18 protein-coding genes and 1 tRNA gene are annotated in these 25,834 nt (G+C 69.0%); 10 read left to right on the forward strand and 9 right to left on the reverse strand.

The window, feature by feature from the left end; genetic code table 11:
* The 3 genes from NK1_RS28070 to NK1_RS28080 all read right to left on the reverse strand — a co-directional run.
* Nucleotides 1-6,441 (reverse strand): non-ribosomal peptide synthetase (locus tag NK1_RS28070; protein ID WP_063013595.1); only part of this gene is annotated, 6,441 nt, incomplete at its 3' end.
* 220 nt (nucleotides 6,442-6,661) lie between these two features.
* On the reverse strand, nucleotides 6,662-7,639 hold the full coding sequence (locus tag NK1_RS28075; protein ID WP_063013520.1) for a helix-turn-helix transcriptional regulator: 978 nt from the start codon (nucleotides 7,637-7,639) through the stop codon (nucleotides 6,662-6,664).
* A 53-nt stretch (nucleotides 7,640-7,692) separates the two neighbouring features.
* The gene (locus tag NK1_RS28080; RefSeq protein WP_063013522.1) at nucleotides 7,693-8,565 is read right to left on the reverse strand and encodes a M23 family metallopeptidase; all 873 of its coding nucleotides are present in this window, start codon (nucleotides 8,563-8,565) and stop codon (nucleotides 7,693-7,695) included.
* A gap of 202 nt (nucleotides 8,566-8,767) precedes the next feature.
* Here NK1_RS28080 and NK1_RS28085 point away from each other — a divergent pair, with 202 nt between their 5' ends.
* Both NK1_RS28085 and NK1_RS28090 read left to right on the forward strand, forming a co-directional pair.
* Complete coding sequence (locus tag NK1_RS28085) at nucleotides 8,768-9,811, forward strand: nitronate monooxygenase (protein WP_174552763.1); 1,044 nt, start codon at nucleotides 8,768-8,770, stop codon at nucleotides 9,809-9,811.
* A 57-nt stretch (nucleotides 9,812-9,868) separates the two neighbouring features.
* A complete protein-coding gene (locus NK1_RS28090; protein WP_030513337.1) occupies nucleotides 9,869-10,261 on the forward strand; it encodes an SCO5389 family protein in 393 nt (130 codons plus the stop codon).
* Between the two features lie 45 nt (nucleotides 10,262-10,306).
* Here NK1_RS28090 and NK1_RS28095 read toward each other — a convergent pair whose 3' ends face one another.
* The 3 genes from NK1_RS28095 to NK1_RS28105 form a co-directional block, all read right to left on the reverse strand.
* The gene (locus NK1_RS28095) at nucleotides 10,307-11,941 is read right to left on the reverse strand and encodes an acyl-CoA synthetase (RefSeq protein ID WP_063013524.1); all 1,635 of its coding nucleotides are present in this window, start codon (nucleotides 11,939-11,941) and stop codon (nucleotides 10,307-10,309) included.
* A gap of 254 nt (nucleotides 11,942-12,195) precedes the next feature.
* The gene (locus NK1_RS28100) at nucleotides 12,196-12,681 is read right to left on the reverse strand and encodes a PaaI family thioesterase (protein WP_063013526.1); all 486 of its coding nucleotides are present in this window, start codon (nucleotides 12,679-12,681) and stop codon (nucleotides 12,196-12,198) included.
* A gap of 298 nt (nucleotides 12,682-12,979) precedes the next feature.
* A complete protein-coding gene (locus NK1_RS28105; protein ID WP_063013599.1) occupies nucleotides 12,980-14,614 on the reverse strand; it encodes a long-chain fatty acid--CoA ligase in 1,635 nt (544 codons plus the stop codon).
* 455 nt (nucleotides 14,615-15,069) lie between these two features.
* Here NK1_RS28105 and NK1_RS28110 point away from each other — a divergent pair, with 455 nt between their 5' ends.
* Nucleotides 15,070-16,536, forward strand: coding sequence for a flavin-containing monooxygenase (locus NK1_RS28110; protein WP_063013528.1), 1,467 nt, complete (start codon nucleotides 15,070-15,072; stop codon nucleotides 16,534-16,536).
* A gap of 16 nt (nucleotides 16,537-16,552) precedes the next feature.
* Here NK1_RS28110 and NK1_RS28115 read toward each other — a convergent pair whose 3' ends face one another.
* A complete protein-coding gene (locus tag NK1_RS28115; protein ID WP_084461670.1) occupies nucleotides 16,553-18,790 on the reverse strand; it encodes a M20/M25/M40 family metallo-hydrolase in 2,238 nt (745 codons plus the stop codon).
* Nucleotides 18,791-18,897: 107 nt separating this feature from the next.
* Here NK1_RS28115 and NK1_RS28120 point away from each other — a divergent pair, with 107 nt between their 5' ends.
* On the forward strand, nucleotides 18,898-19,833 hold the full coding sequence (locus tag NK1_RS28120; protein ID WP_063013532.1) for a TIGR03564 family F420-dependent LLM class oxidoreductase: 936 nt from the start codon (nucleotides 18,898-18,900) through the stop codon (nucleotides 19,831-19,833).
* 22 nt (nucleotides 19,834-19,855) lie between these two features.
* Here NK1_RS28120 and NK1_RS28125 read toward each other — a convergent pair whose 3' ends face one another.
* Nucleotides 19,856-20,710, reverse strand: a complete 855-nt coding sequence (locus tag NK1_RS28125; RefSeq protein WP_063013534.1) for a universal stress protein — start codon at nucleotides 20,708-20,710, stop codon at nucleotides 19,856-19,858.
* A 136-nt stretch (nucleotides 20,711-20,846) separates the two neighbouring features.
* Between NK1_RS28125 and NK1_RS28130 the strand changes: the two genes are divergently transcribed.
* The 3 genes from NK1_RS28130 (at nucleotide 20,847) to NK1_RS28140 (ending at nucleotide 22,912) form a co-directional block, all read left to right on the forward strand.
* The gene (locus NK1_RS28130; RefSeq protein ID WP_063013536.1) at nucleotides 20,847-21,821 is read left to right on the forward strand and encodes an Acg family FMN-binding oxidoreductase; all 975 of its coding nucleotides are present in this window, start codon (nucleotides 20,847-20,849) and stop codon (nucleotides 21,819-21,821) included.
* A gap of 142 nt (nucleotides 21,822-21,963) precedes the next feature.
* Nucleotides 21,964-22,704, forward strand: a complete 741-nt coding sequence (locus tag NK1_RS28135) for an oxygenase MpaB family protein (protein WP_245660881.1) — start codon at nucleotides 21,964-21,966, stop codon at nucleotides 22,702-22,704.
* Between the two features lie 135 nt (nucleotides 22,705-22,839).
* A tRNA-Arg gene (locus NK1_RS28140) sits at nucleotides 22,840-22,912 on the forward strand.
* A gap of 163 nt (nucleotides 22,913-23,075) precedes the next feature.
* On the opposite strand, the gene NK1_RS28145 is transcribed toward NK1_RS28140, so the two are convergent.
* Nucleotides 23,076-23,588: a serine hydrolase gene (locus NK1_RS28145; protein WP_157104475.1), complete on the reverse strand. Its 513-nt coding sequence runs from the start codon at nucleotides 23,586-23,588 to the stop codon at nucleotides 23,076-23,078.
* Nucleotides 23,589-23,819: 231 nt separating this feature from the next.
* Here NK1_RS28145 and NK1_RS28150 point away from each other — a divergent pair, with 231 nt between their 5' ends.
* The 3 genes from NK1_RS28150 (at nucleotide 23,820) to NK1_RS28155 (ending at nucleotide 25,823) form a co-directional block, all read left to right on the forward strand.
* A complete protein-coding gene (locus tag NK1_RS28150; protein ID WP_157104476.1) occupies nucleotides 23,820-23,966 on the forward strand; it encodes a hypothetical protein in 147 nt (48 codons plus the stop codon).
* A 249-nt stretch (nucleotides 23,967-24,215) separates the two neighbouring features.
* Nucleotides 24,216-24,515, forward strand: coding sequence for a hypothetical protein (locus NK1_RS34035; RefSeq protein WP_157104477.1), 300 nt, complete (start codon nucleotides 24,216-24,218; stop codon nucleotides 24,513-24,515).
* Nucleotides 24,516-24,620: 105 nt separating this feature from the next.
* A complete protein-coding gene (locus tag NK1_RS28155; protein WP_063013542.1) occupies nucleotides 24,621-25,823 on the forward strand; it encodes an FAD-dependent monooxygenase in 1,203 nt (400 codons plus the stop codon).
* Nucleotides 25,824-25,834: the final 11 nt, after the last annotated feature.

Consider the following 25,834-nt stretch of genomic DNA (forward strand, 5'->3'; position numbering starts at 1 on the left):
ACCAACGGCGACATCGGGATCCGCGACGACCGCACTCAGCAACCGCACGAAACGCTCCGCGAATCCGGCAACCGTCGACTCGTCGAACAGATCCGTCGCATAGGTGAAGACGGCCGGCTGTTCACGGTCACCGTCGACGGGCGAAATCGTCAGTTGCAGATCGAATTTCGCGACGGCTCCGTCGAAGTCGACCTCCTCGACGGCCAGTCCGGGCAGTTCCAGCCGGGCGGCATCGACGTTCTGGAAGAACAGCGCCACCTGGAACAGCGGATGGTGCGACGGTGCCCGGACCGGATCCAGGACCTCGACCAACCGCTCGAAGGGCAGTTCGGCGTGCGAGAACGCGGCCAGATCCGACTCGCGGACCCGGTCCAGCAGATCGACGAAACTCGTGCCGGGTTCGACCTCGGTGCGCAGCACCAGGGTGTTGACGAACATGCCGACGAGATCGTCGAGCTCGCGCTCACCACGCCCGGCCACCGGGGCGCCCAGCGTGACATCCGTGCTGCCCGACAGCCGCGACAGCAATGCCGCGAAGGCCGCGTGCACCACCATGAACTCGGACGCGTTGCGGGCGCGCGCGATCTCCGATACGGCGCGATGCGTCTGCGCCGGAATCGCGAACGAATACACCCCGCCGACGCCCGAGGGCGTCTGCGGACGCGGCCGGTCCGCGGGCAGGTCGATCCGCTCCGGCGCGTCGGCCAGCGCCGCGCGCCAGAACGCCAGCTGCTGCGCGGCCGGCGACTCGGGATCGTTCTCGTCCCCGAGCAGCTCCCGCTGCCACAGCGCGTAGTCCGCGTATTGCACGGGCAGCGGCGCCCACGCGGGAGCCTCACCCGAGACGCGCGCCAGGTAGGCGGTCATCAGGTCCCGGACCAGCGGCGCCACCGACGCGCCGTCCGCCGCGATGTGGTGCGTCACCACGACCACCACATGCACGTCGGGGGCCGACGTCAGCACCGCCATCCGCAACGGCACCTCGGCCGCGACATCGAATCCGCGCAGCGCGAAGCGGGAGATCCAGTCCACCACAGCGCTTTCGCCGACCTCGACGACCGGCAGATCCGGCACGGTGGACGAGGGCAGCACGTTCTGATGTCCCACGCCGTCCACGGCCGGGTAGACGGTCCGCAGCACCTCGTGCCGGGCCACCACGTCACCCACGGCCGATCGCAGCGCCGTCAGGTCCAGCTCACCCGTCAACCGGACGGCGAAAGGAATGTTGTTGGCCGGGGAGGCGGTGTCGAACTGGTTGAGGAACCACATCCGCTGCTGTGCCAGCGACAACGGCACCAGCTCCGGGCGCGGCCCCGCCACCAGCGCGGGACGTTGTGCGGGCGCGACGGCTGCTTCGGCGCGGATCGCCAACTGCTCCACCGACGGCGCCTCGAACAGGTCGCGGACCGCGACCGCGGCGCCGAGCGCGGCGTTCACCCGCGCGACGACCCGGGTGGCGACCAGTGAGTTGCCGCCCAGGGCGAAGAAGTCGTCGTCGCGGCCGACCCGCTCGGCGCCGAGCACATCGGCGAACACGCGGGCGATCGCTTCCTCGACCGGTGTGACGGGAGCGCGGAACTCGCGCTCCCCCAGCACCTTCGGCTCCGGCAGCGCACGCCGGTCCAGTTTGCCGTTCGGAGTCAGCGGCAGCGACTCCAGCACCATGACCACGTCGGGAACCATGTAGCCGGTGAGGAATTCGCCCACCGCCGAGCGCACCGCACCGGGGTCGGCGACCTGCCCGGCCTCCGGGACGACGTAACCCACCAGCCGGTCACCGAGGTCGTGATCGGTGTGGACCACCGCCACGGCCTGGCTGATGCCGGGGCAGCGCAACAGCGCGGCCTCGACCTCACCCAGTTCGATACGGAAGCCGCGCAGCTGTACCTGCTGATCGCTGCGTCCGGCATATTCGAGGGCGGCCTCCCCGTCGAAACCGGCCCAGCGGCCGATATCGCCCGAACGGTACATGCGTGTACCGGGGGCCCCGAAGGGGTTCGCCACGAACCGGGTCGCGGTCAGGCCCGGGCGGCCCAGGTATCCGCGCGAAAGCTGGCGTCCCGCGATGTACATCTCACCCGCGACACCGACCGGAGCCGGGTGCAGGCGTTCGTCGAGGACGTAGGCTTCCAGACCCGGCAGCGCCTGGCCGATCACGCTGGCCGGATGATCGGCCAGACCCTCGTCGAGCGCCAGGAACGACACGTGCACCGTGGTCTCGGTGATGCCGTACATGTTCACCAGTCGCGGCGCCGACGAACCGTGCCGCTCGTACCAGCGGCCGAGCTGGCGCAGATCCAATGCCTCGCCACCGAAGACGATGTAGCGCAGGGCGAACTTGCCCGCACTCGCCACCGCCGTATCCCCGCCGGCGTGATTCTGCGCGGCGCGATCGGCCTCGGCCAGCTGATAGAAGGCCGACGGCGTCTGATTCAGCACCGTGACCTGTTCGCGAATCAGCAACTCGCGGAACGCTTCCGGCGAACGCGAGGTCAGATGATCGACGACGACCACCGCACCACCGGTGGCCAGCGAACACCACAACTCCCACACCGAGAAGTCGAAGGCGAAGGAGTGGAACAGCGTCCACACATCGGTCTCGTCGAAGTCGAACAGCAGCTGCGTGTTCGCGAACAACTCCAGCACGTTGCGATGAGTGACGCCCACGCCCTTGGGCACACCGGTGGAACCCGAGGTGTAGATGACATAGGCAAGATCGGCCGGGCGCAGCGCACGCACGCGTTCGCCGTCGGTGATCGGGGCGTCGGCGAAGTTCCCGGTCTCTTCCAGCAGAACCGTCGCCAGTTCCGCGGCGGGCAGTTCCGGCCGCACGGCGGCCGTGGTCAGCACACACGCCGGTTCGGCATCGGACAGCATGAATTCCAGCCGCTGCGCGGGGTAGCCGGTGTCGATCGGCAGGTAGGCCGCGCCCGACAGCAGGACGCCCAGCAGTGCGACGGGCAGCTCCTCGGTGCGCGGAACCGCCACCGCCACCAGGGATTCCGGGCCCACGCCCTGAGCGATGAGCGCGCGCGCCACCCGATTGGCGCGCCGCAGCAGCTCCCCGAAGGTGACGGTGGTGTCGCCGAACCGGATCGCCACCGCGCCCGCGCGCCGCTGCGCCTGCGCCTCGATCAGATCCACCAGCGTCACCGGCGGGACCAGCGCTCCGGGTGAATTCCATTCGTGCAGAACCAGTTCCCGCTCACCGGGGGCGAGAACATCGACGTCGCCGACGATCGCGGCCGCATCGGCCGCGACAGCGCTCACGATGCGCAGGAAACGATCGGCGAAGTCCTGCACCGTCGCCTCGTCGAACAGATCCGTCGCGTAGCTGAACGATGCCGAGATGCCTTGCGGCACACCGTGTTCGTCGACACGCTCGGCCATGGCGAGCTGCAGGTCGAATTTGGCCGAATCGATCGCCAGATCGACTCCCGACACCGCGAGGCCGGGCAGTTCCAGTTCGGTGCGAGCCAGGTTCTGGAACGTCAGCATGACCTGGAACAGCGGATGCCGGCCGGTCGACCGCGCCGGGTCGAGGATCTCCACCAACCGCTCGAACGGCACATCGGCGTGGCCGAACGCGGCGACGTCGGTGCCGCGCACGTCGGCGAGCACCTGTTCGAAACTGCGCGCCGGATCGATCTCGGTCCGCAGCACCAAGGTGTTGACGAACATGCCGATCAACTCGTCGAGCGCCTCGTCGCCGCGGCCCGCGATCGGAGTGCCGATCGCGATGTCGCGCGTGCCGGACAGGCGGGCCAGCAGGACCGCCAGGGCTGCGTGCACGACCATGAAGAGCGTGGCCTGATGCTCGTGGGCGAGGCGGTTCAGTGCCGCGTGCACCGCCGGGTCGATCTCGAAGTCGTGGGTGCCACCGTGATAGGACGCGACCGCCGGGCGCGGGCGGTCGGCCGGGAGCTCCAATTGCTCGGGCAGCGCGGCGAGTTCGCGGCGCCAGAAGGCGATCTGCGCGGCGAGCACCGACTCGGGATCGTCCTCGCTGCCCAGCGTTTCCCGTTGCCACAGAGCGTAGTCGGCGTACTGCACCGCGAGCGGCGACCATTCGGGGTGACCGCCGCGCGCCCGGTCGAGGTAGGCGGTCATCAGATCGCGGGTCAGCGGGCCCATCGAGAAGCCGTCGCCGGCGATGTGGTGGATCACGCACACCAGCACGTGCTCGGTCTCGCCCAGCCGCAGCACCCGCAGGCGCACCGGCGGCGCGGTCGTCACATCGAAGCCGCCGGAGACGGTCTCGGCGACCAGGGTGGCCACCTCGTCCTCGGCCGCCTCGACCAGCGGGATCTGCGGTACCGCACGGGAATCCGAGAGCGGCAGCACCTGCTGGTAGCCCTCGCCGTCGAGTTCGGGGTAGACGGTGCGCAGCACCTCGTGGCGTTCCACCAGATCCCGCACCGCGGACCGCAGCGCGTCCACGTCGAGACGTCCGCTCAGCCGCACCGCGACCGGAATGTTGTTGACGGCCCCGGCGGGGTCGAAGCGGTTGAGGAACCACATGCGCTGCTGCGCGTAGGACAGCGGGATGCGTTCGGGACGGGGCATCGGCCGCAGCCGCTCCCCGGTTCCGGTTCCGGCGTGGCGTTCCACCTGTTCGGCGAGCGCGGCCACGGTCGAGGCCTCGAACAGCAACTGCACCGGTACGCGGGCACCCAGCGCCGAGCCGATCCGGGCCGCCGCCTGGGCGGCCAGCAGCGAATTGCCGCCGAGTTCGAAGAAGTCGTCGTCGGCGCCGACCCGGCCGGGGTTGTCCCCATCGCCGGGGACGAGCAGGGCCGCGAACACCTCGGCGACGATTTCCTCCACCGGGGTGGCGGGAGCGCGGAATTCGCGGGCCGTGAAGGTCGGTTCCGGCAGCCGGGCGCGGTCGAGTTTGCCCACCGGGGTCAGCGGAATCTCGTCCAGCGCCATGATCGCCGCGGGAATCATGTACGCGGGCAGCGATTCCGCCAGAAAATCGTCCAGGCTCGCGATATCGAGCGCGGCTCCGGAACGCGGCAGCACATACGACACCAGCGCGGTCGCGCCCGAGGGCAGCGTGCGGCCGATGGTGGCGGCGAAATCGATATCGGGATGGGCGGTCAGCGCGTTGTCGATCTCGCCCAGCTCGATGCGGAAACCGCGGATCTTGACCTGGAAGTCGGAGCGGCCCAGATATTCGATGGTGCCGTCAGATTCGTTGCGGCGCACCAGGTCACCCGTGCGATACAGCCGTCCACCGGGTCGCCCGGCCTCCGCGCCGAACGGACTGGCGACGAATCGCTCGGCGGTCAGGCCCGGCCGATTCAGATAGCCCTGCGCCAGCGCCGGGCCGGCCAGATAGAGCTCCCCGACCACGCCCGCGGGAACGGGGCGAAGCCGCGAATCGAGGACGTAGGCCCCGATGCCGGAGATCGCCGTACCGATCGTGATCGGCTGGTCGGCAGCCATTTCCGCGGTGGAGGTGGCGAGAATCGTCGCCTCGGTCGGGCCGTAGCCGTTGTAGAAGCGGCGGCCGTCGCGCGCCCAGCGCCCGACCAGCTCGGGACCGAACTTGTCACCCGCGACCACCACGACCTCGAGGTCGGGCAGATCGGCCGGGTCCACCGACTCCAAGGCGCCCGGCGTGATCAGCATGTGCGAGACGCGTTCGCGCCGTAGCAGATCCGCCAGTTCGAAACCACCGAACACGTCCGGCGGCGAGACGACCAGGGTCGCTCCCGACGAGAAGGCCAGTAGCAGTTCCAGCACCGAGACGTCGAAGTTGGGCGAGCAGACATGCAGTACCCGGGCGCCTTCGGTCACGCCGTAGTGCTCCCGCTCCGCCGCGACCAGTCCGCCGAGGCCGGCGTGCGTCACCACGACGCCCTTGGGGCGGCCGGTGGAACCGGACGTGTAGATCACGTAGGCCGGATGCGCTTCGGTGAGCGGGCGCACGCGGTCGGTGTAGGAGATCGGGTGCGCCGGATGCGAGGCGATCCGCTCGGAGACAACCGGATCGTCGAGTTCGAGCCAGTACACGCCGCTGCCGAGCGCACCGCGATACGCGCCGGTGGTCAGGCCGAGGACGGCGCCGGAGTCGTCGACGATATGCGCGATGCGGTCGGGCGGATAGGCCGGGTCGACCGGCACGTAGGCGGCACCCGCCTTGGCGATCGCCCACACCGACAGCACCGATTCGATCGAGCGCGCGATGCCGATGGCCACCACGTCGCCCGCGCCGATACCGCGCGCGATGAGTTCCCGGGCCAGGCGCGAGGACGCCTCGTCCAACTCTCGATAGGTCAGCTGCCGCGCATCGGCCGGCTCACCGGTCGGATCGAACCGGATCGCTACCGCGTCCGCGGCGGATTCCACCGCAGCGGTCAGCAGCTGACCGAAAAGCGGGCTGCCCGACCGGCGGCGACGACCTCCACGAGCGGAACGGCGGGCAGTATCCATTCGAGTGTCTTCACCTCTCGCGTCCAGCAGGTCCGCACGGTCCAACACCCCCTCGCGCGGTCCGAGCAATCATATAAGGATGGATGAGCCCCCGGGTTACGGCCGATCTACGGCCGCAACCCGCCGGTTCTCCTAGTTCTCATCGCTGCCAGGGTGCCTCGGTGTTGCACCCCGCGTCGACCTCCGTGACTCTAGTCACAGCCGCACCAGCGGCCGCATGTCACAGCCAGCCGCGGCGGATCGCCTGCACGCCGGCCTGGAACCGGGTACTGGCACCCAGGCGTTCCAGCAGGCTGGCGGTCCGCCGCACCACCGTGCGCCGGGACATGCCCAGCCGCCGGGCGATGGTGTCGTCCGTCGCGCCCAGGCCCATCAGGGTCAGGATGGCCCGGTCGCGTTCGTCCAGCGGCTGGTCCGGATTCACCGAGATCGGCGCGGCCAGCGACCACAACACCTCGAAGGTGTGCACGATCGCGTCCAGCGTCGGGCAGGCCGCGATGCGCAGGCCCATCGGATCGCCGCGGCGTTCGTCGTGATGCAGCATCAGCGCCGCGCGGTCGTCGTCGGCGATGATCACCTTGAACGGCGGATCGGGCAGGGTGCGTGCCTGCGCTCCGGCGGTATTGGCCCGCAGCGCGAAGCGCAGCCGATCAGAATCCTGGTAGATGGTGTCCTGATACAGCGTCTGATAGCGCACGCCCGCCGACATCCGCGCCGAGCGCAGGTCGAACAGCCGCGCGGCGCGCTCGCCCTCGCACAGATACGGGCCCCGGTCGATCATCCGGATCCGGCTGCGCGCGGCCCGCTGCAGATCCTCGAATTCGGCGATCACCTCGCGGGTCTCGTACATCGGCACCACCGTGCCGTCGCCGCGCGCGGTGCGCCGCACCGAGCGGAACGTCTCGCCGAGCCGGGCCGCGGCGTCGTGCATGCGCGCGGTTTCGGCCTGGCGGCGGCGGGATTCGGCTTCCGACAGGGCCTCGGGAGCGTGGGCATCCCAGCGGACGGTGTCGTCGATCTCGATGCGGACCACGGCCTGCATCTCGCAGAGTGCGTCCAGTGCGGCCGCGACGGCCTCGCGGGAGCACTCCAGATACTGCGCCAGTTCCGACAGGCTGGACCGCGGATGCTGCACCAGAGCCGTATAGGTGCGGCCGTGCAAGGATCCGGAATCGAACAACTCGTACAAACCAGTCAATGCATCAACCCCCCGCTGCCGGCCGAGCCGGGCGGCCGACGACAGCGCGGGCGCTATTCGCCCGCCCCCCACGACTGCTGGGACAGGACGACGCCCTTGCTCGCCAGATAGGGGGCGGGATCGATCTTGACGTCGCTGGGATCCCAGATCTCCAGATGCAGATGCGGGCCGGTGGAGTTGCCGCGGTTGCCGACGGTGGCGATCACGTCACCGGCGTTCACGCGCTGACCGACGTGGGTCAGGATGTCGTTGACGTGGCCGTACACCGCGGTGGTGCCGTCGTCCTGCTTCACTCGGACCCACAGCCCGAAGCCCGAGGCGGGACCGGCGTCGATCACCGTGCCGTTCTCCACCGAATGAATAGGAGTGCCGATCGCATCGGCGAAGTCGACACCGTAATGCATGGCGCCCCACCGGGATCCGAAGCCGGAACTCACGACCCCGGCCACCGGCCGCACGGCCTGGGCCGGCGCGAGCTGCTGCTGAATACCCTTCAGCACCTCTTCGGCGTGCGAGAGCGGGCCGGCGACCTCGGGCGGCAGATTCTGCAGACCGAACGGGGCGGGCGCGGGCGCGGCCACCGGCTGGGCCTGCGGCGCGGCCGGAGTCTCGGCGGCGACCGGGGCGGCGACGGGCGCGGCCTGCTCGGCCTCGTGCGCGGGTTCGGAGGCCGACTTCAGCGCGACCGGTTCCGGAGTGTCGTTGTGGCCACCGGGCAGCAGGGGCGCGGCGTGCGCGAACTGGGTGGCGGTGCTGATCAGCGCGCCGGTCGCGACCGCGGCGCTGGCGGCGAGCTTCATCCGGTCGCCGGTGCGCGGCTGGGCACGATGGCGAGTGCGACGCTCGGCCGCGCCGCTACCGGCGGAGATGTCACCGAGCAGGTCCTGAACGGATACGGAACTGGATGTCTCACGGTGCTGCGGCAAGGCTCGTCCTAGCGTCGATCAACTCGGCGGCGACGCCGGCCGAAACCTGACATTCGGTAACGATTCGGCATCTGTTGTGACGGAAACTGTACTCCGTCGTGACCTTTTCGCAACCTCCGCGCCGGAATTCGCAGGTGGAAGGCTGATCTTGGTACCCGCGGGCACCGTTACCGAGATCCGGGGCCGGGTCCAGACTGAGGGGGTGATCCTCGACAACGTGCGCACCCCGATCGTGCTGGCGCCGATGGCCGGCGGCCCGTCCACCCCGGAACTCGCCGCCGCTGTCGGCAACGCGGGCGGCCTGGGATTCCTCGCCGCCGGATATCTGAGCGCCACCGATACCGCCGCGCGCATCGCGGCGCTGCGCGAGCTGACCGAGACTCCCTTCGGGGTGAATCTGTTCGTTCCGGGCGCGCCCACACCGCCGGAACACTTCGCGGTCTACCTCGACCGGCTGGGCCGGCGTTTCCCGCTCGGCGAGGCGCGGTTCGACACCGACGCCTGGGACGAGAAGCTCGATCTGCTCACCGCCGAGCCGGTCGCGGTGGTCTCGTGCACCTTCGGCTGCCCGTCGGAGGCCGAGATCGAGCGCCTGCATCGCGCCGGAACCGAGGTGTGGGTCACGGTGACCTCGGTACCCGAGGCCCGGGTCGCCGCAGAGACGGGTGCGGATGTCCTCGTCGCCCAGGGCGCGGAAGGCGGCGGACATCGCGGCGGCTTCGCCGACCGGCCCGAGGAGGACGGCACCGATCCCCTCACCACCCTGGCGCTGGTGCAGCTGGTGCGCGCCGCGGTCGACACCCCCGTGGTCGCGGCGGGCGGCATCGCCACCGGCGCGGGTATCGCCGCGGTCCTCGCCGCCGGCGCCACGGCCGCACAGCTGGGCACCGCCTTCCTCCGCTGCCCCGAGGCGGGCACCTCGGCACTGCATCGCGATGCGCTCGCGATCGAGACGCCCACCATGCTGACTCGCGCCTTCAGCGGCCGCCGGGCCCGCGGCCTGCGCAATCAATTCATGCTCGACAACCCCGACGCGCCCGCGGCTTATCCCGAAATCCATTACGCCACCGGACCGTTGCGCGCGCAGGCCCGCGCCGCCGACAACCCCGACGCGGTGAACCTGTGGGCCGGGCAGGCGCACACCCTCGCCGACGCCGTTCCGGCCGCCGACCTGGTGCGCACGCTCACCGAGGAAGCGAAAGCCGCTCTGCAATCGGCACTTTCGCGGCCATTCGGGTCTTGTTGACAACGTTTGTCGTTTAGACTCGTGGGACATCACCCGCCATCCCACGAGGAGAGCGTCATGTCATTGGATGTCCCAGCCGCACTGCTCGAACGCGCCGAAAGCGGTCCGGTCAGCGACGAGGAATTCGTCGAATGCGTTCGTACCTCACTGCCCTACGCCTACGAGGTCGTCAGCCGGGTGGCCGCCGACTTGCGTTCCGGCACAGCAGAATTCGCCGACAATCAGGTTCCCCCGCCGGACGAGACGGCCCGCGGCCAACTGCTGCGCGCGATGGCGTCGGATTCGATTCGCGGCAGCCTGGAGCGGCATTTCGGCATCAAGCTCGCCTTCCAGAACTGCCATCGGGTGGCGGCCTTCCCGCTGTCGGCCGTCGGTGGCGACACCTACTCCACCTTCATCTCCACCCGCGCTCAACTGCTCAATCAGAGCCCGGAACTGCGTAACTGCTGAGCCGTACGGTTCCGGCGCCGGAGGTGTCCGGCGCCGGAATCGGCGTCACGCTCCGGCGCCCTCGCCCCATTCCCGCAGCCGCCGTTTGAGGACCTTGCCGGTGGGGTTGCGTGGCAGTTCATCGATGAACACCACCTCGCGAGGCACCTTGTAGCGCGCGAGGTTGGCCTTCACATGCGCCTTGATCTCCTCCGCACCGAGGGTTTCGGTGGTGCGGACGACGAAAGCGACCAGCCGGGCGCCGTATTCGTCGTCGGGTACGCCGATGACCGCGGCCTCGCGCACGTCCGGATGTGCGTCGAGCAATTCCTCGACCTCGGCCGGGAACACGTTCTCCCCGCCGGAGACGATCATGTCGTCGTCGCGTCCGTCGATGAAAAGCCTTCCGGCCGAATCGAAATGGCCGACATCGCCGGTGGACATCAGGCCGCGGATCCGCTCCTTGTCGCCGCCACCGGTATAGCCATCGAAGGGGATCGCGTTGCGGACGAAGATCCGCCCGGTCGTCCCGGGCGGTACGGGTTCGCCCTGCTCGTCGAGGATCTCGACCACCGCGCCCACCACCGGTGACCCCACACATCCCGGCTCCTCCGCCAGGTCATCCGGCGTGGCGATGGTGGCGTAGGCGACCTCGGTGGATCCGTACAGGTTGTAGACGACCGGCCCGAACGCGGCGGTCACCCGCCGGCACAGCTCGGCGCCCAGCTGCGATCCGGCGACGAAGATGATGCGCAGCGCCGACAGATCCCGCTCGCGCACCGCCTGCGGACCCGGTTCGACCATGCGCGTGAGCATCACCGGCACCACGATCAGCGCGGTCGCACCGTGCTCGGCCATACTGTCGATCACCCGCTGCGGATCGAATCGGCGCCGGATCACCAATGTCGAGCCGAAGCCGATGGCCAGCAACGACATGGCGAAACCGAGGGTGTGGAACAACGGCGCCGGACATTCGGTCACCTCACGGGTCCGGAACGGCACCTTGCTGAGAATCGCGCCCAGCGGTTCCAGTGAACGCGGCTCCGAGCGCGGCGCGCCCTTGGGCGTGCCGGTGGTGCCGCTGGTCAACAGGATGATCTTGGCGCCGGAACGCGAGATCGGCGGCGTGGCGGGCGAGCCCGCGGTGATCAGCGACTCCAGGCTGGAGGTGTGCCCGGTCTCCGACCACGCCCGGTAGGCCCCGCGCCGAGGGCTCAGATCGCCGAGGATGGATTCGTACTCCTCGTCGTACACCAGCAGATCGGCGCCCTCGCGAGCCGCCACATCCCGCAGTTGCGGCCCGGCGAAATCGGTGTTCAACAAGATGATCCGGGCTCCGCACTTGGCCGCGGCGAAGACCGCGTCGAGCAGGCCGCGGTGGTTGCGAGCCAGAATCGCCACACCCTCGCCGGTGCGCAGTCCGCGTTTGCGCCATTCGTTGGCGAGCCGGTTGGAGCGGTCCTCGAGTTCCCGATAGCTCAGCGTGCCGAGTTCGTCGATCACCGCGGCGCGATCGCCGTAACGGGCGGCGGCCAGCCGCAGCAGCGCGGGCAGGGCACCGTGCCGGAGCAGCGCGTCACCCGCGGACAGCAACGTCAACGGCGAGTCGATTCCGACCACGCCACTGCCGACCGCGAGCCGCAGATATTCCAGCTCGGCCCACGCCCGCGCGATCACGGTGCGTAACAGATTCACCGTCATGCTCGAATCCCCCTGCCGCGCCGACTGTCTCGCATCGGATGGCGGTGCACGCCCATTACGCCGGACCTCTCTGTCCCCGCCCGGTGAAACGGGGCCCGCGAGGAGGCAACGGCTGCGTGGCCACGCGGGCTCCCCTGTCGGGCGCTACAACACCGTCCTTTCGACGGTACGCGCCCTCACCGTAGCCCCGCGGCACACTGTCGTCGACCGGCAGCGTGCGGCATCGGCCGCCCGCGAGCGTGCGGCCCGAGTGGCTACTTTCCGTGCGCGCGCAGCTGGTACAGCCCGCGAGTCTCGGCGACGACCACGCCGTCGGCGTCGGTGACGGTGGCCTCGAGGGTGAAGTCGGCCTTGCCGTTGGCCTCGGCGTCCGCGATCACCCGGGCGATCTCCTCATCCGAGAGCGAAGCCTGGGCCCGCACATCGGTTTTCGCCGGCTTGCGGAAGAAGATCTGCAGATCCTTCACCAGCGGGTAGTACTTGGCGCTGTCGAAGGTGGCGATCGGAATGGCGCCGCCGAGAATTTCCGCGACGGTGAACAGCACGCCGGCGTACATGACGCCGAAGTGGTTGCCGTTGCCCTCGATCGGCACGGTGGTGGCGGCGAATCCGGGCCGCACCTCGAGTGCCTGCACACCCATCTTGTGGGCGATCGGGATGGTGAACTCCAGCGCGCCGTTCACCACATCCGCGAAGGCGGGGGTGTCGTTGTTCGTCTCGGCGCTGCTCGTCTCGGTCATCGCCAACCCTTTCTGCACGTGATCGGACGCCCACCGGACGCCGGTGCTCAGCCTACGACACCTTGTTGACATAGCGCCAACAGGTGCCGCGATCGCCCGCCGACCGGCACCGGCGGGTACCACCGCACCCCCGCGCACACCGCGGGCGCGACCGGATGTTCCGGCCGCGCCCGCGGGGATTCGTTCGCAGCGTCGGGACGCTCGATCTCACAGCGTCGGGACGCTCGACTCACAGCGTCGGGACGCTCGACTTCACAGCGTCGTGACGCTCGACTTCACAGCGTCGTGACGCTCGACTTCACAGCGTCGTGACGCTCAATTCGCCGTCGGCATACCGCGCCCGCAGCCGCTTCTTGTCGAATTTGCCGACGCTGGTCTTGGGCACCTCGTCGATGAAGGTCCAGTGCTCGGGCAACTGCCACTTGGCGAACTTGTCCGCCAGGAAGTCGCGCAATTCGGCCGGTTCGGCGGTCGAGCCCTCCTTGAGGACGATGGCGACCAGCGGGCGCTCGTCCCACTTCTCGTCCGGCACCCCGATCACCGAGGCCTCCGCGACGGCCGGATGACCCATGATCGCGTTCTCCAGATCGACCGAGGAGATCCATTCGCCGCCGGACTTGATGACATCCTTGGATCGGTCGACCAGCGTGAGGTAGCCGTTGGGCGTGATCTTGCCGACGTCACCGGTGCGCAGCCAGCCGTCGTCGAACTTGTCCGGGTCGACGGATACGCCCTCGGGTGAGTAATAGGCCCCCGCGATCCACGGGCCGCGCACCTCGAGTTCGCCCACGGCCTCGCCGTCGTTGGGCAGCACGGAGCCGTCGTCGCCGACCAGACGCGCCTGGACCAGGGCCGGGAACCGTCCCTGCGTGTAGCGGTACTCCCATTCGTCCTCGCCCGTGACGCCCTTGGGCGGATGCGCGACGCTGCCCAGCGGGGAGGTCTCGGTCATCCCCCAGGCGTGCAGCAGCCGCACCCCGTGCTTCTCCTGGAAGGCCCGCATCATCGACGGCGGCAGCGCGGATCCACCGACGACCACCTCGCGCAGATGCGTGATGTCCTGCGGCTTCGCCTCCAACTGCGCCAGTACGCCACCCCAGATTGTCGGTACCGCCGCGGCGAAGGTCGGCTGCACCGCGGCCATCATCTCCAGCAACGGCGCCGGCTGCAGGAAGCGGTCGGGCATCAGCACGCTCGCCCCCGACAGCATCGCGGCATACGGCAGGCCCCAGGCGTTGGCGTGGAACAGCGGCACGATGGCCAGCACGGTGTCGTCGGAGGTGAATCCCATACTCGCGTTGGTCAGCACCTGCATGGCGTGCAGCACGTTGGACCGGTGCGAATACACCACGCCCTTGGGGTCGCCGGTGGTGCCGGAGGTGTAGCACATCCCGGCCGCGGAGCGTTCGTCGACGACCGGGAAATCGTAGGTATCCGGTTGTCCCGCAAGCAGTTCCGCGTAGGAGTGCACCTGCACACCCTCGGGGGCGGTCAGCTCCGCGGCGTTGCCGTTGGCCACGATGACGTGGCGGACGGTCTTCAGCGTCGGCAGATAGTTGGCGAACATCGGCAGCAGCGAGCCGTCGACGATCACGACCCGATCCTCGGCGTGATTGGCCACGTAGGTGACCTGCTCGGGGAACAGCCGCAGGTTCAGCGCGTGCAGCACGGCGCCCATCGCGGGCACGGCGGCGTAGGCGACCATATGTTCGTTGTTGTTCCACATGAACGTGGCGACCCGATCGCCCACATCGATCCCCAGCCCCCGCAACGCGTTGGCCAGCCGCGCCGATTCCGCACCCAATTCCCGATAGGTCATGGTGCGCACCCCGTCGCCCGTCCAGGTCGACACCGTGGCATCGCCGTGGAACGTGGACGCATATCGCAGCAGGGTGGCCAGCGACAGTTGATCGTCCTGCATCGTGCTCAACATCAGTAACCGCACTCCTTCACCGGTGAACGACGTCACACCTGCCGCGAGGATAGCCGAAACCGGACGTAGCGGTTACGAGCCCGACCGGATGGTCCACTTTTCCGCGACACGCGGCGTGAACAGCACAGACATGGGATGAATCGGCTGCACGTGGCGAACCCCTGATCGCCACGTGCAGCCGTCCCTGCCGTCCGGGTGCACCCGGGTACGGCAGATCCGTCCCGAATGAACGCGGACGCGCGACGACACCCCCTGCAGCGCCGTCGAAACGCCAAATGCCCACCGGGACAGGCTTTTTGAAGAGGAACTGCTATAGATAGTAGGTTCGGCGGGCCGGAACTGTCCAGCGGAGTCGCCTGTCCGGTCCAGCGCAGCCTCCGCGGCGTGGCCGGAAATATTGATTCGTTGGCCGCTGATCTCTCGGACACGGCCGCTCGGCGCTCTACTCTTCGACTATGACTGCCACGCCGTCCATCCTGATCATCGGCGCCGGATTCGCCGGCCTCGGCATGGCGCTGGAGTTGCAGCGCGCCGGTATCGACAATTTCACCATCGTCGAGAAGGCCGGTGATCTGGGCGGTGTCTGGCGCGAGAACACCTATCCGGGCGCGGCGTGCGATGTGCCCTCCCCGCTGTACTCGTGGTCGTTCGAACCCAAATCCGACTGGCCGCGCCGGTTTTCGCAGCAGCGCGACATCCACGCGTATATGCGCGCGGTCGCCGAGAAGCACGATCTGCCGCGCAAGATCCGTTTCGGCATCGAGGTCACCGATGCGGAATTCGATGCCGTGCGCGGCGTCTGGCAGGTGCGCACGGCCGACGGCGAGACCCTCACCGCCGATGTCCTGATTCCGGCGGTGGGCCAGCTCTCGCGTCCGGCGATGCCGAACATCCCCGGCGTCGACACCTTCACCGGTCCCGCCTTCCACTCCGCCGAATGGGACCACGATGTCGATCTCACCGGTAAGCGCGTGGCGTGCATCGGCACCGGAGCCAGTGCGATTCAATACATTCCGGCCATTCAGCCGACCGTCGGACATCTCACCCTGTTCCAGCGCTCCGCGGCCTGGGTGCTGCCGAAATTCGATACCGAATACACCGGCCTCCATCACGCGCTGTTCAAGTACTTTCCGCCCAGCCGGTGGGCCGAACGTTTCGCCATCTGGACCTTCTTCGAGGTCATGGCGCTGGCCCTGACCGACGTGCCGTGGATCAAACATCCGGTGATCGCGATCGCCGACCGCCATCGCGCCAAGGCCGTACCCGACGAGGAATTGCGCGCCAAGCTCACTCCGGATTACGCCGCCGGATGTAAGCGCGGCCTGTTCTCCAACGAGTACTTCCCCGCGCTCGCCCAGCCCAATGTCAGCGTGGAGACCACCGCCATCGAGGCGGTGACGGCGAACGGGATCCGCACCGCCGACGGCGTCGAGCATCCGGTGGACGTGATCATCTACGGCACCGGATTCAAGGGCACCGAATTCCTCGCGCCGATGCGCATCTACGGTCTCGGCGGCCGCAAACTGTCCGACGAATGGGCGCCGGAGGGCGCGCGGGCATTCCTGGGTATGTCGGTGCCGGGCTTCCCGAATCTGTTCATGATGTACGGGCCCAATACCAATGTGGGCTCCGGCTCCATCATCTACATGCTGGAATCACAGGCCCGCTACATCCGGCAGGTGGTGGAGTACCTGTCCGCCGAACCCGGCCGTTTCCTCGCCGCGCGGCCCGCCGCCGAACAGGCCTGGGACGACTGGTTGCGCAAGCGGCTGGCCGATACGCCGTGGAACTTCTGCTCCAGCTGGTACCGCAACGCCTCCGGCCGCATCACCAACAACTGGCCCGGCGCCACCCTGCTGTTCCGATGGAAGACACGGCGTTTCGATCCGGCCGACTACGCCGAGGGCGTGGCCGGATCCTGATTCACCACCGCGGTGTTCACAACCGGATGGTGGTGAACACCGCGACCGCGCTGTCCTGCCGGTAGTAGATGTCCGCCGGTGCGTCGGCGAGATGCGCGTCGGGGAGCCAGCTGTAATCGACGGCTCGGAGGGTGAGCGGCCCGGCCGGCGCCGTGAGCTCGACCTCGACCCCCGCGGCGGGCGGCGCGTAGAACCGGACCCCCTCGGCCGGCACCGGCGTGATGTCCCGCCCCGCGACCGTCAGTGAGCGGACCTGCCCGGAATACCGCAGCGCGACGGAGGTGGCTCCGCGCGTGGACCGCAGCCGCATTCGCACGGTGCGCAGATCCGCCTCGGTGCGATCGGAGAGAATTTCGGCCGCCGGACCGGAGAGGTCGTGCGCCGGAGCGGCGCCGACGGCGGCCGCGTCCGTCCACAGCTGCGCGAATGCCCCGTGCGGAGAACCGGATTCGACGAATTTCCGCGTCCACCGATCCGGCGGCGCGGTGGAAATCCACTGCGCCTCGCGGCTGGTCGCATCCAGCGCATAGGACAGTTGCGACATCAGCGGATGCCGAGCGTCGAACCGGTCGACCATCGTCCCGGCCGCCGCGAGCGCCACCGTGAGGACCACCGCCGCGACGGGGACCAGAACGCCGCGGCGGCTCGGCCACGCATGGGTCAGGGTGAGCGTGAACAACCCGCCGAGCACCAGCACCACCGGCGCGGTGAGATAGGCGGCGGCGGCGATTCCGGTCTGCAATGCCGCGTACGCGGTGCCGCCGGCGAATACCGCCGCCGGGACGAGGAACAGGGTGAGCACCGGCAACCGCAGGCGGTCGGGCACCGTGAACGTCAGCACGACACCGGCGACGGCGGCGAGCGCCGGGATCACCACCATCACACCGGCCGCGGGTGACAGGGCCGTGACCACCGCACCGATCGCCGTCACCGCGCACAGCACACCCACGGCGGTCGCGGAGGGCCCGAACAGCCGCCGCGACAGGGCGTACCAGGCGGCCAGGACCGCCACGCAGGCCATCATCACGGCCGCGCCGTAGAACTGCGGCCGGTACGGATCGACGAACAGCGCGCGGTACTCCGGTCGGATCGCGGTGATCGCCGTCCACAACCCGTAGACGACGCCCATCCCGATCGGAACCGCCAGCAGCGCGGTCGCCGCCGCACCCAGAGTCCGGCCGATCGTGGCCTCCCCGGTCCGCCGGATCCGCCACACCACCCAGGCCACGAGCAGCACCGAGGCCACCGCGGCCACGATCACCATCCACAGCGGCAGTACCACCAGCGCACCGAACGGCAGCGGGAAATACGCGCGATCCGGCTGATCGGCCACGGCCCGCAGGTCCCGCGCCGCGAATTCGCGCGCCGCGGCGGTGGTGTTGTCACCGAATTGCTGCACGGTGGCGAGGTCGACATGGTCGGGATCGTCGAACGGGTTGTGGTAGTAGGCATTCCGACCGGCGAAGGCCCAGTCGAGCACCCGGAAGCCGTGCGGATCGAGCGCCGCGAAATCGGTATTGCTCCCGGTCTGGTCACCGCCCAGGGTCGTGGACAGCGAATCGGTGTTCGGATGCGGAACCCCGGTGACCACGCTGATCAACCCGGCATCGGGATGGCTGAGCCGCCACAGCATCGGCGGACCGCCGGCGCCGCGTGCCTCGTGATTGATCACCACACCACCGCGCGGATCGGCGCCGCCGGAACTCGCGAAGGCCTCGGCGCCGAGCAGGCCCACCTCTTCGGCGTCGGTGAGCAGCACCACGAGATCGTTGCGCGGCCGCAGTCCGCTCGCCCGCAGCGCGCGCACCGTCTCCAGGACGGTCGCGACGCCGGCCCCGTCGTCGTTCGCACCGGGGCCGGGCGGCACCGAATCATAATGCGCGACAAGATAAATCGTGCCGGTCGCGGCGCGGCCGGGCCAGCGGGCGACGATATTTCCGGCCTGCCCGAGCACCGCTACCGCGCGATGCGGATCCACCGGATACCTGCCCACCCCGTAGCGGACATCGGTGTCCAGCCCGAGCTCCCGCAGCCGTCCCACCAGATGGTCGCGCACCCGGTCGTGTTCGGCGGTGCCGACGGGATGCGGCCGCGAGGCGATCTCCCGGATCGTCGCCAGCGCGCGCTCGGCACTGAACTCCCCGGCCGGGGTCGCGACGTCGCGATATCCGTGCGGTTGTTGCTCCCAGGCCGTCGCGATCGCGATCAGGACCAGGACAGCGAAGGCCAGCACACCCGATACTCGACGCCCCATCGTGCGATGGTAGCGGCGGCGACGCGCAAATGGCCGCCACGGCAACGGTTTCGATCCGCCCGAGCACAACGGTGGGATCGCCCGATGCGCGGATTAGCCTCGGTCCGATGAGCCTTCCAGTTCCGATCGGGGTGTCGGTGTGGCCGCGGCCCGACGCGGCCAACGACGTCGACGAGGTCCTCCGACTCGCCACCGCGGCGCAGCACACCGGGGTGCACTCGGTGTGGTTCGGGCAGAAATTCGATCTCGATGCGCTGACCCTCGCGGCGGTCGTCGGACTCGCCGTGCCGGAGATCGGGGTGGGCACCTCCGTGGTGCCGATCAATCCGCGTCATCCGCTGGTCGTCGCGTCGCAGGCCCAGACCGCACAGGCCGCGTCGGGTGGCCGCTTCCGCCTGGGAATCGGATTGGGCGCTCCGCCACTGGAATCGGCGGCCTTCGGCATCCGGGAGGACAAGCCGGTGCGGCGGCTGCGCGAATATCTGATCGCGCTGCGCCAGGCCATCGAGGACGGCACCGTCGATGTCCAGGGCGAGCGGGTGTACGCCCGCCCGCCGATCCCGACGACGGTGCACGGCGGCGGCGATATCCCGCTGCTCGTGGCAGCCATGGGCCCGCTGGCGCTGCGGGCCACGGGCGAGGCCGGCGACGGCGTGCTGCCGTTCCTCGCCGGTCCGCGCACGCTGGAATCACATATCGTGCCCACCCTGCAGCGGGCCCGCCCCGCGAATCCGGTGCGGCCGCTGCAGGTGGTCGCCGGTGTGGTCGCGGTGGTGACCGATCGCGCCGACGAGGTGCGCGAGACCGCGGCGCAGGCGCTGGGGTTCTACGAGCAATTCGATTCCTACCGTGCGGTTCTCGACCGCGAGGGTGTCGCGCACGCGGTCGATGTGGCGCTGATCGGCGACGAGGAGCATGTCGCCCGCGGCCTGCGGGCCTATGTCGACGCCGGTGCCACCGAACTGCTGATCCACCAGACCGACCTCGGCGGCGAGGACGATCAGCTGCGCACGTGGAAGTTGCTGGCCGAACTCACCGCTTGATCACATCATCCTCACCGCCCGATCAAGCGGTGCGGGGCCGGGCGATGACGATCGGGCATTCGACGCTGTGCATCAGCGCCTGACTGGTGGAACCCAGCGTCATCCCGGGAAATCCGCCCTTGCCATGGCTGCCGACCACGACGAGTTGCGCGGCGGCGGATTCGTCGAGGATGCGCCGCACCGGCCGATCCTCGACGACGATCCGCCGCACCGAAATCGGTTCGTCCGGATCCTCGTGCGCGGCCAGGGCGGCGTCGAGGAGCCGATTGCCCTCCTCTTCCAGGGCCGCCGGGGAGGGGTAGTCGCCGAACCGCTGCCAGGTGTGCACCACCACCAGATCGGTCCGGCGCCGCCGCGCCTCGTCGACGGCGATCGCGAGAGCCTGTGCGCTGCACGGGGAATCGTCGTATCCGACGAGCACCGGCCGTTCGGAACCGAGCAGCGGATCCGCCGGCACCACGGCGACCGTGCCGCGAGCGTGCCGTACCAGTGCCGTACTGACCGAGCCGAGCAGGCTGCGCTGATATGCCCCGAGCCCGCGCGCGCCGACCACCACCAGGCGGGCCTCGTCGGCCTGGGAGAGCAACGCGGGAATGATCGGCGCGTCGATGACGGCGGTGTCGATATCGATTGTCGGGGCGATATCGGCCGCCACCCGAGCGGCCTGCGCGACGGCGCGCTGCGCCTGCTCGCGCGAGCGCTCGTGGTAGGCGCACACGCCCTCGTCCGCGGCACGGTCCTGCGGAACCGGCGGCACCGCCGAGATCACTTCCAGCGGGACCCGGTGCAGCGCCGCATCATTCGCGGCCCAGCGCGCGGCCCGCAGCGCGTCGTCGGAACTGTCGACTCCCACCACCACGGGCGCCTTCGAGGCCATGCGTCCCACCTTCCGAGCGGTTCACGAACGTTCCAGGGCGAAGACACCCCCACCCTACCGGCCGCGATGGTGACAACTGCGATACTGGCAATACTCTGGCGAATGCACCCGACGAAATATCGCTCTGGGAGGCATCATGCAGCACGTTCCCGACCGCTCGACCATCGTCGCGGCCCTGCGGCTGGCCGCCCGCGCCCCGTCCGTGCACAACACCCAGCCGTGGCACTGGGATTTCGACGGGACCCGCCTGCACCTGTTCAGCGATTCCACCCGGCAACTGAAGGTGGCCGATCCGAGCGGGCGGCAGGAGGTGATCAGCTGCGGCGCCAATCTGCACCACGCCCGGATCGCCTTCGCCGAGCAGGGACATCCGATCACGGTGTCCTACGTTCCCGAGGAAGGGCTGCACGACCTGCTGGCCGTCGCCGAATTCGAGCCGCCGCGCGCGCCGTCGGACCGGGAACGGGCCCTCGCCGCCGCGATCCGCGCGCGCCGCACCGACCGGCTTCCGATGTCGGCGCCCGACCGGCCGGAGCTGGTGCGGGAGCTGCGGGAGGTGGCCGAGATCGACGGCGTGCGGCTGAACGCGGTCGACGATTCCGTGCGTCCGCGGCTCGCCGCCGCCTCCGAGCAGACCGCCGCCATGCAGCAGTTCGACACCCCGTACCAGAACGAATTACGCTGGTGGACAGGTAATTTCGATCTACCGGAAGGTATCCCACCTTCCGCGCTGCCCACCGCGCAGGAGGCCGCGTTGGTCGACGTCGGCCGCGGTTTTCCGATACCGCCCGGAAGTCCGCACCGCACCGGCGAACCCGATCACGCCACCCTGGTGGTGCTCAGCACCGCCGAGAACACCCCGCACGAATGGCTGGCGACCGGCGAAACCCTGTCCACCGCCCTGCTGTCCGCCACCGCCGCCGGACTGGCGACCTGCCCCCTCACCCACATCACCGAAATCCCGGCCGCCGTCCGCGCGATCAGCAGCCTTCTCCCCGACCCCGATCGCATACCCCAGGTACTCATCCGCCTGGGCACCGCACCCCACGACACCTTCGTCCCGCCCACCCCGCGGCGCCCGGTCGAGGACTTCCTGTCGTTGCCGCGCTGAGGCGCGTCGCCGCCCGGAAGCGAGACGGATCGCACCGTTGACCCGAGCGTGAATTGCTGAGAAGGTTTGCATGTCACCTTTTCAGTGACGCCGCCGCGCCGGCGGCCGGAAGCTCCTGCGCGAGAGGGAAACGATGGGCAACGTGAGCCGGACCTCCCTGCTCCACCGTTATGTGGGCGACCGGCGCTTCTTGCTGGCTCTACCGCGGGCGGTCGGCCTGCAGATCCTGCATCCCTCGATCGCCGCGGCGCTCGACGAACACATGCCACCCATGCGGCTGTGGTACCACAAGCGGCGCACCGTATCCCGGACCATCCGGGCGGCCTACGAGGACCGCGACCACAGCCACTTCATACTCGGCATGCATCAGCACGTGAAAGGCGTGGACGACCACGGCGTGCGCTATCACGCACTGAAGCCCGAGCTGTTCTTCTTCCAGCACGCCACGTACGTGGAGACACTGGTCTTCGCGACCAACGCGCTCATCACTCCCCTCTCCGACCGCGACCACGAGCGGCTCTACGAGGAATGCTGCGAGTGGTACCTCCGCTTCGGGGTGTCGGCGCGCAACATGCCGGCGGACTGGGCCGCGTTCGTCGACTATTTCGAGCAGACCTGCGCCGCGCAGTTGCGCCTCGGTCCGGCCGCACGAACCTTCGCTCCCGAGGTGATCCGGCCGACCGCCTGGATCCCTCGCTACCTCCCCACTTTCGCCGTCCGCGAGGTCCTCCACCCGCGCGCCCGCGACCTGTTCGGCGTCCACCCGGAACCCGGCGACCAGGCCGCCTTCCGCTCCTACGCCAGGGGCCTGCGCCTGGGCGCGGCCGTCGCCCCGTCCTGGTTGCGCTACCTCCCGTCGGCGCGAGCCACCCTGGCGAGCTAGCCACCGGCTCACCACACGCTAGACTGACCACGCCTGATCGTCACCCCCGGGAGACCCAGGCACCGTGGACCACTGCGAGACAGATGCGAAAGCCGTTGCGAAACGGGACTTTCCACACTTTCCCGCACGCTCCACGCCCTCGTAGCTCAGGGGATAGAGCACCGCTCTCCTAAAGCGGGTGTCGCAGGTTCGAATCCTGCCGAGGGCACAGCATCAGGGCAGGTCAGGTCACCCTTCCCTCGCGCTCGGTTCGCCGCGCGGAGGGTCTTGCCCACACTCTCGCTCAGCCGCCTCGGGCGAAGTGGGCATCGAGGCGGTCGGCAACACCGTCGAGTTCGTCCTCGAAGAGGTGGCCGTAGCGCTCGAGCACCTCACCCACATAGCGCGCGAGTGAGCAGCCCGCCGATGTCCACGGAAGATGGTGTGCCGGTGAAGGAGTAGGTGACCGCGCGTCCCACGGCGGTGGCGCCGGAAATGGTGGTGAAGCCGCGCACGCCGCCGATGTGGCCGACATACTGTGCACCGCAAGGAAGTTCGGTGTAGCCGACGCCGAGCCCATAGGACATGCCGTCATGCTTGCCCATGTCCACGCCGTCGAGCATGGCGCGCAACTGCGGCTGCGGCACTACCTGTCCGGCGAGCAGGGCCAGGTAGAAGCGATTGAGGTCGGCGCCGGTGCTGACCAGCGCACCGGATGCCCACGGCAGCGACGGCTCCATCCGGGTGGTGTCGATGACGGTGCCGTCGAGGGTGGCATAACCGATGGGGTGCGGGTCGCGCAGGGCGGTATCGCCGGTGGCGGGCAGGTAGGTGTTCGACAGTTGCAGCCACCTCGGAAGGAATCGGTGCCCCGCTGACGATGTCGGCCCGCCCGGCGGTCGCAACGCGGGTGTCGCCGCGCTGGGTCACCGTGGCAACACCCCCGGCCGCCCCTGAGCGGACCACCGCGTCGAGGTCGGCCTGCACGGCATCCAACCGGAGGGGACCTGTGGGTTCAGCCGCGCCGGTCGCCGAGGCGGACAGCAGCAGAGCGACAGTGCAGATCGAAACAGCCGGTGACCGTAGGGATCGATGAATTGTCCAGCCCGGTCACCGTAGAAGGTGTCCGACAGCGGATGGAACTCGGTCGCGCCGGCCCCGAGGGCCAGAGTCGATGGCGACACGATCCCCATGTCCGGATGTTCGCCGGCGAGGTGGACCTCGGTGTCACCGATGCGCAGGCCGATCGCCAGAACACCCCCCCGGCAACGGAATTCGGCTGATGCCCACAGCGCCGAAGACGTCGCGATACCGATTCGCGGCTTCGATGATCGGCCTCTTTCGGTATGTGCGTCCATACCTGAGGCGACGAATCAGCGACCCGAAGTGTGAGGCGTCCCCCGAGATCGTGAAACAGGTTGTCTCGGCAACTTTTGCATTCGGCGAAAACGCGTAGAATTCCAGCAGGTCGGGACAGTTATTTGGAGCCCATCATGATCCAGAAAAGGAATTCACACAGGAAATTCGCTCGGTTGGCCGCTGCCGCCGGAATAGCCGCGGTTGCCGCGGTTCCGGTCGTCGCAGCCGCGACGCAGGCGTCCGCCACGGACACGACCACACCGACATCGGCAACCCAATCCGTCGACAGCCCCGGCTGGGGTGGTGGCGGCTGGGGTTGGGGTGGTGGCGGCTGGGGCAACGGCGGCTGGGGTGGTGGCGGCTGGGGCCACGGCGGCTGGGGCTGGGGTAACGGCGGCTGGGGTAACGGCGGCTGGTGGAACCCATTCGGCGGCTGGTGGAACCCATTCGCCGGCGGCTGGGGAAGCTTCTAGTGCCGACGACCGAGCCCGGACACGCACACCGTGCCGGGCTCGGCCGCATCGAATACCGTTCTCGCGCCGCCGAAATCGACCCACCGGGCGGAAACTGGTGACCGAATGAGAATCGTGTGTATCGGTGGCGGGCCCGCCGGACTGTACTTCGCCATTTCGATGAAGCGCCGCGACCCGGCCCATGCCATCACGGTGATCGATCGAGATCCTCCCGGCTCCACCTACGGTTGGGGCGTCGTGTACTGGGACGACCTGCTCGACATCCTGTATCGGAACGACCCCGACAGCGCACAGGCGGTGCGCGCCGGCTCGGTCCTCTGGCGTGAGCAGGCGGTTCATGTGGGCGACCGGACCGCGTACTTCCCGGGCTACGGCTTCAGCATGGGCCGCGCGGCATTGCTCGAGGTGCTGTCGCGCCGGGCGAGCGATCTCGGCGTCGACGTCCGGTACGGCCGAGAGGTCCACGATCTGTCCGGCTTCGACGACGCCGATCTCATCGTCGCCTCCGACGGTGCGAACAGCCGGGTGCGGCAGCTGGACGATCATCGGTTCGGAACATCGGTGACACTCGGCGAGAATCGTTATATCTGGCTCGGCACCGACAAGGTCTTCACCCGATTCACCTTCGCCTTCGAACACACCCCGGCCGGTTGGATCTGGTTCCACGCCTATCCGTCGATCACCGGAAGAATCAGCACCTGCATCGTCGAATGCCAACCACAGACCTGGCGCGGACTGGGATTCGATTCCCCGGACACCGCGGCGAATGTGCGTGTGCTGGAAAGCATTTTCCCGCGCGTGCTCGACGGTCATTCGTTGATTGGCAAGTCGCGAGGCGAAAATGCAAGGTGGAGTTGTTTTCCCGAGGTGACCAACAAATCGTGGTACCACGACAATGTGGTGCTGCTCGGCGACGCGGCGCATACGACGCACTTCACGATCGGTTCGGGCACCCGGTTGGCGATCATCGACGCCATCGTGCTCGCGCAGAGCTTGTACGAACACGGCGAGATCGCCGACGCGCTGGAGGATTACGACGCGCAACGGCGCGCCGCGATGCGCCCGACTCAGGCCGCGGCCCGTGCCAGCATGACCTGGTTCGAACGCGCCGACCGGTATCTCGACCGCGATGCCGTGCAGTTCGCCTACGCGATGGCGGTCCGGCACGGGCTGCAGATGCCGTGGCGCTACCAGATGCACCTGCTCATGCAGATACCCGCCGTGCGCACGTTGCGGCGTGCCGTCGATTCCGGACAGCGGTGGTGGCGGGCCGCGCGGCGAGGGGAACTCGCGATGGGCCCGCATTGATCCGGACGGGC

The sequence above is a fragment of the Nocardia kruczakiae NBRC 101016 genome (assembly GCF_001612965.1).
GTDB classification, from domain to species: domain Bacteria; phylum Actinomycetota; class Actinomycetes; order Mycobacteriales; family Mycobacteriaceae; genus Nocardia; species Nocardia kruczakiae.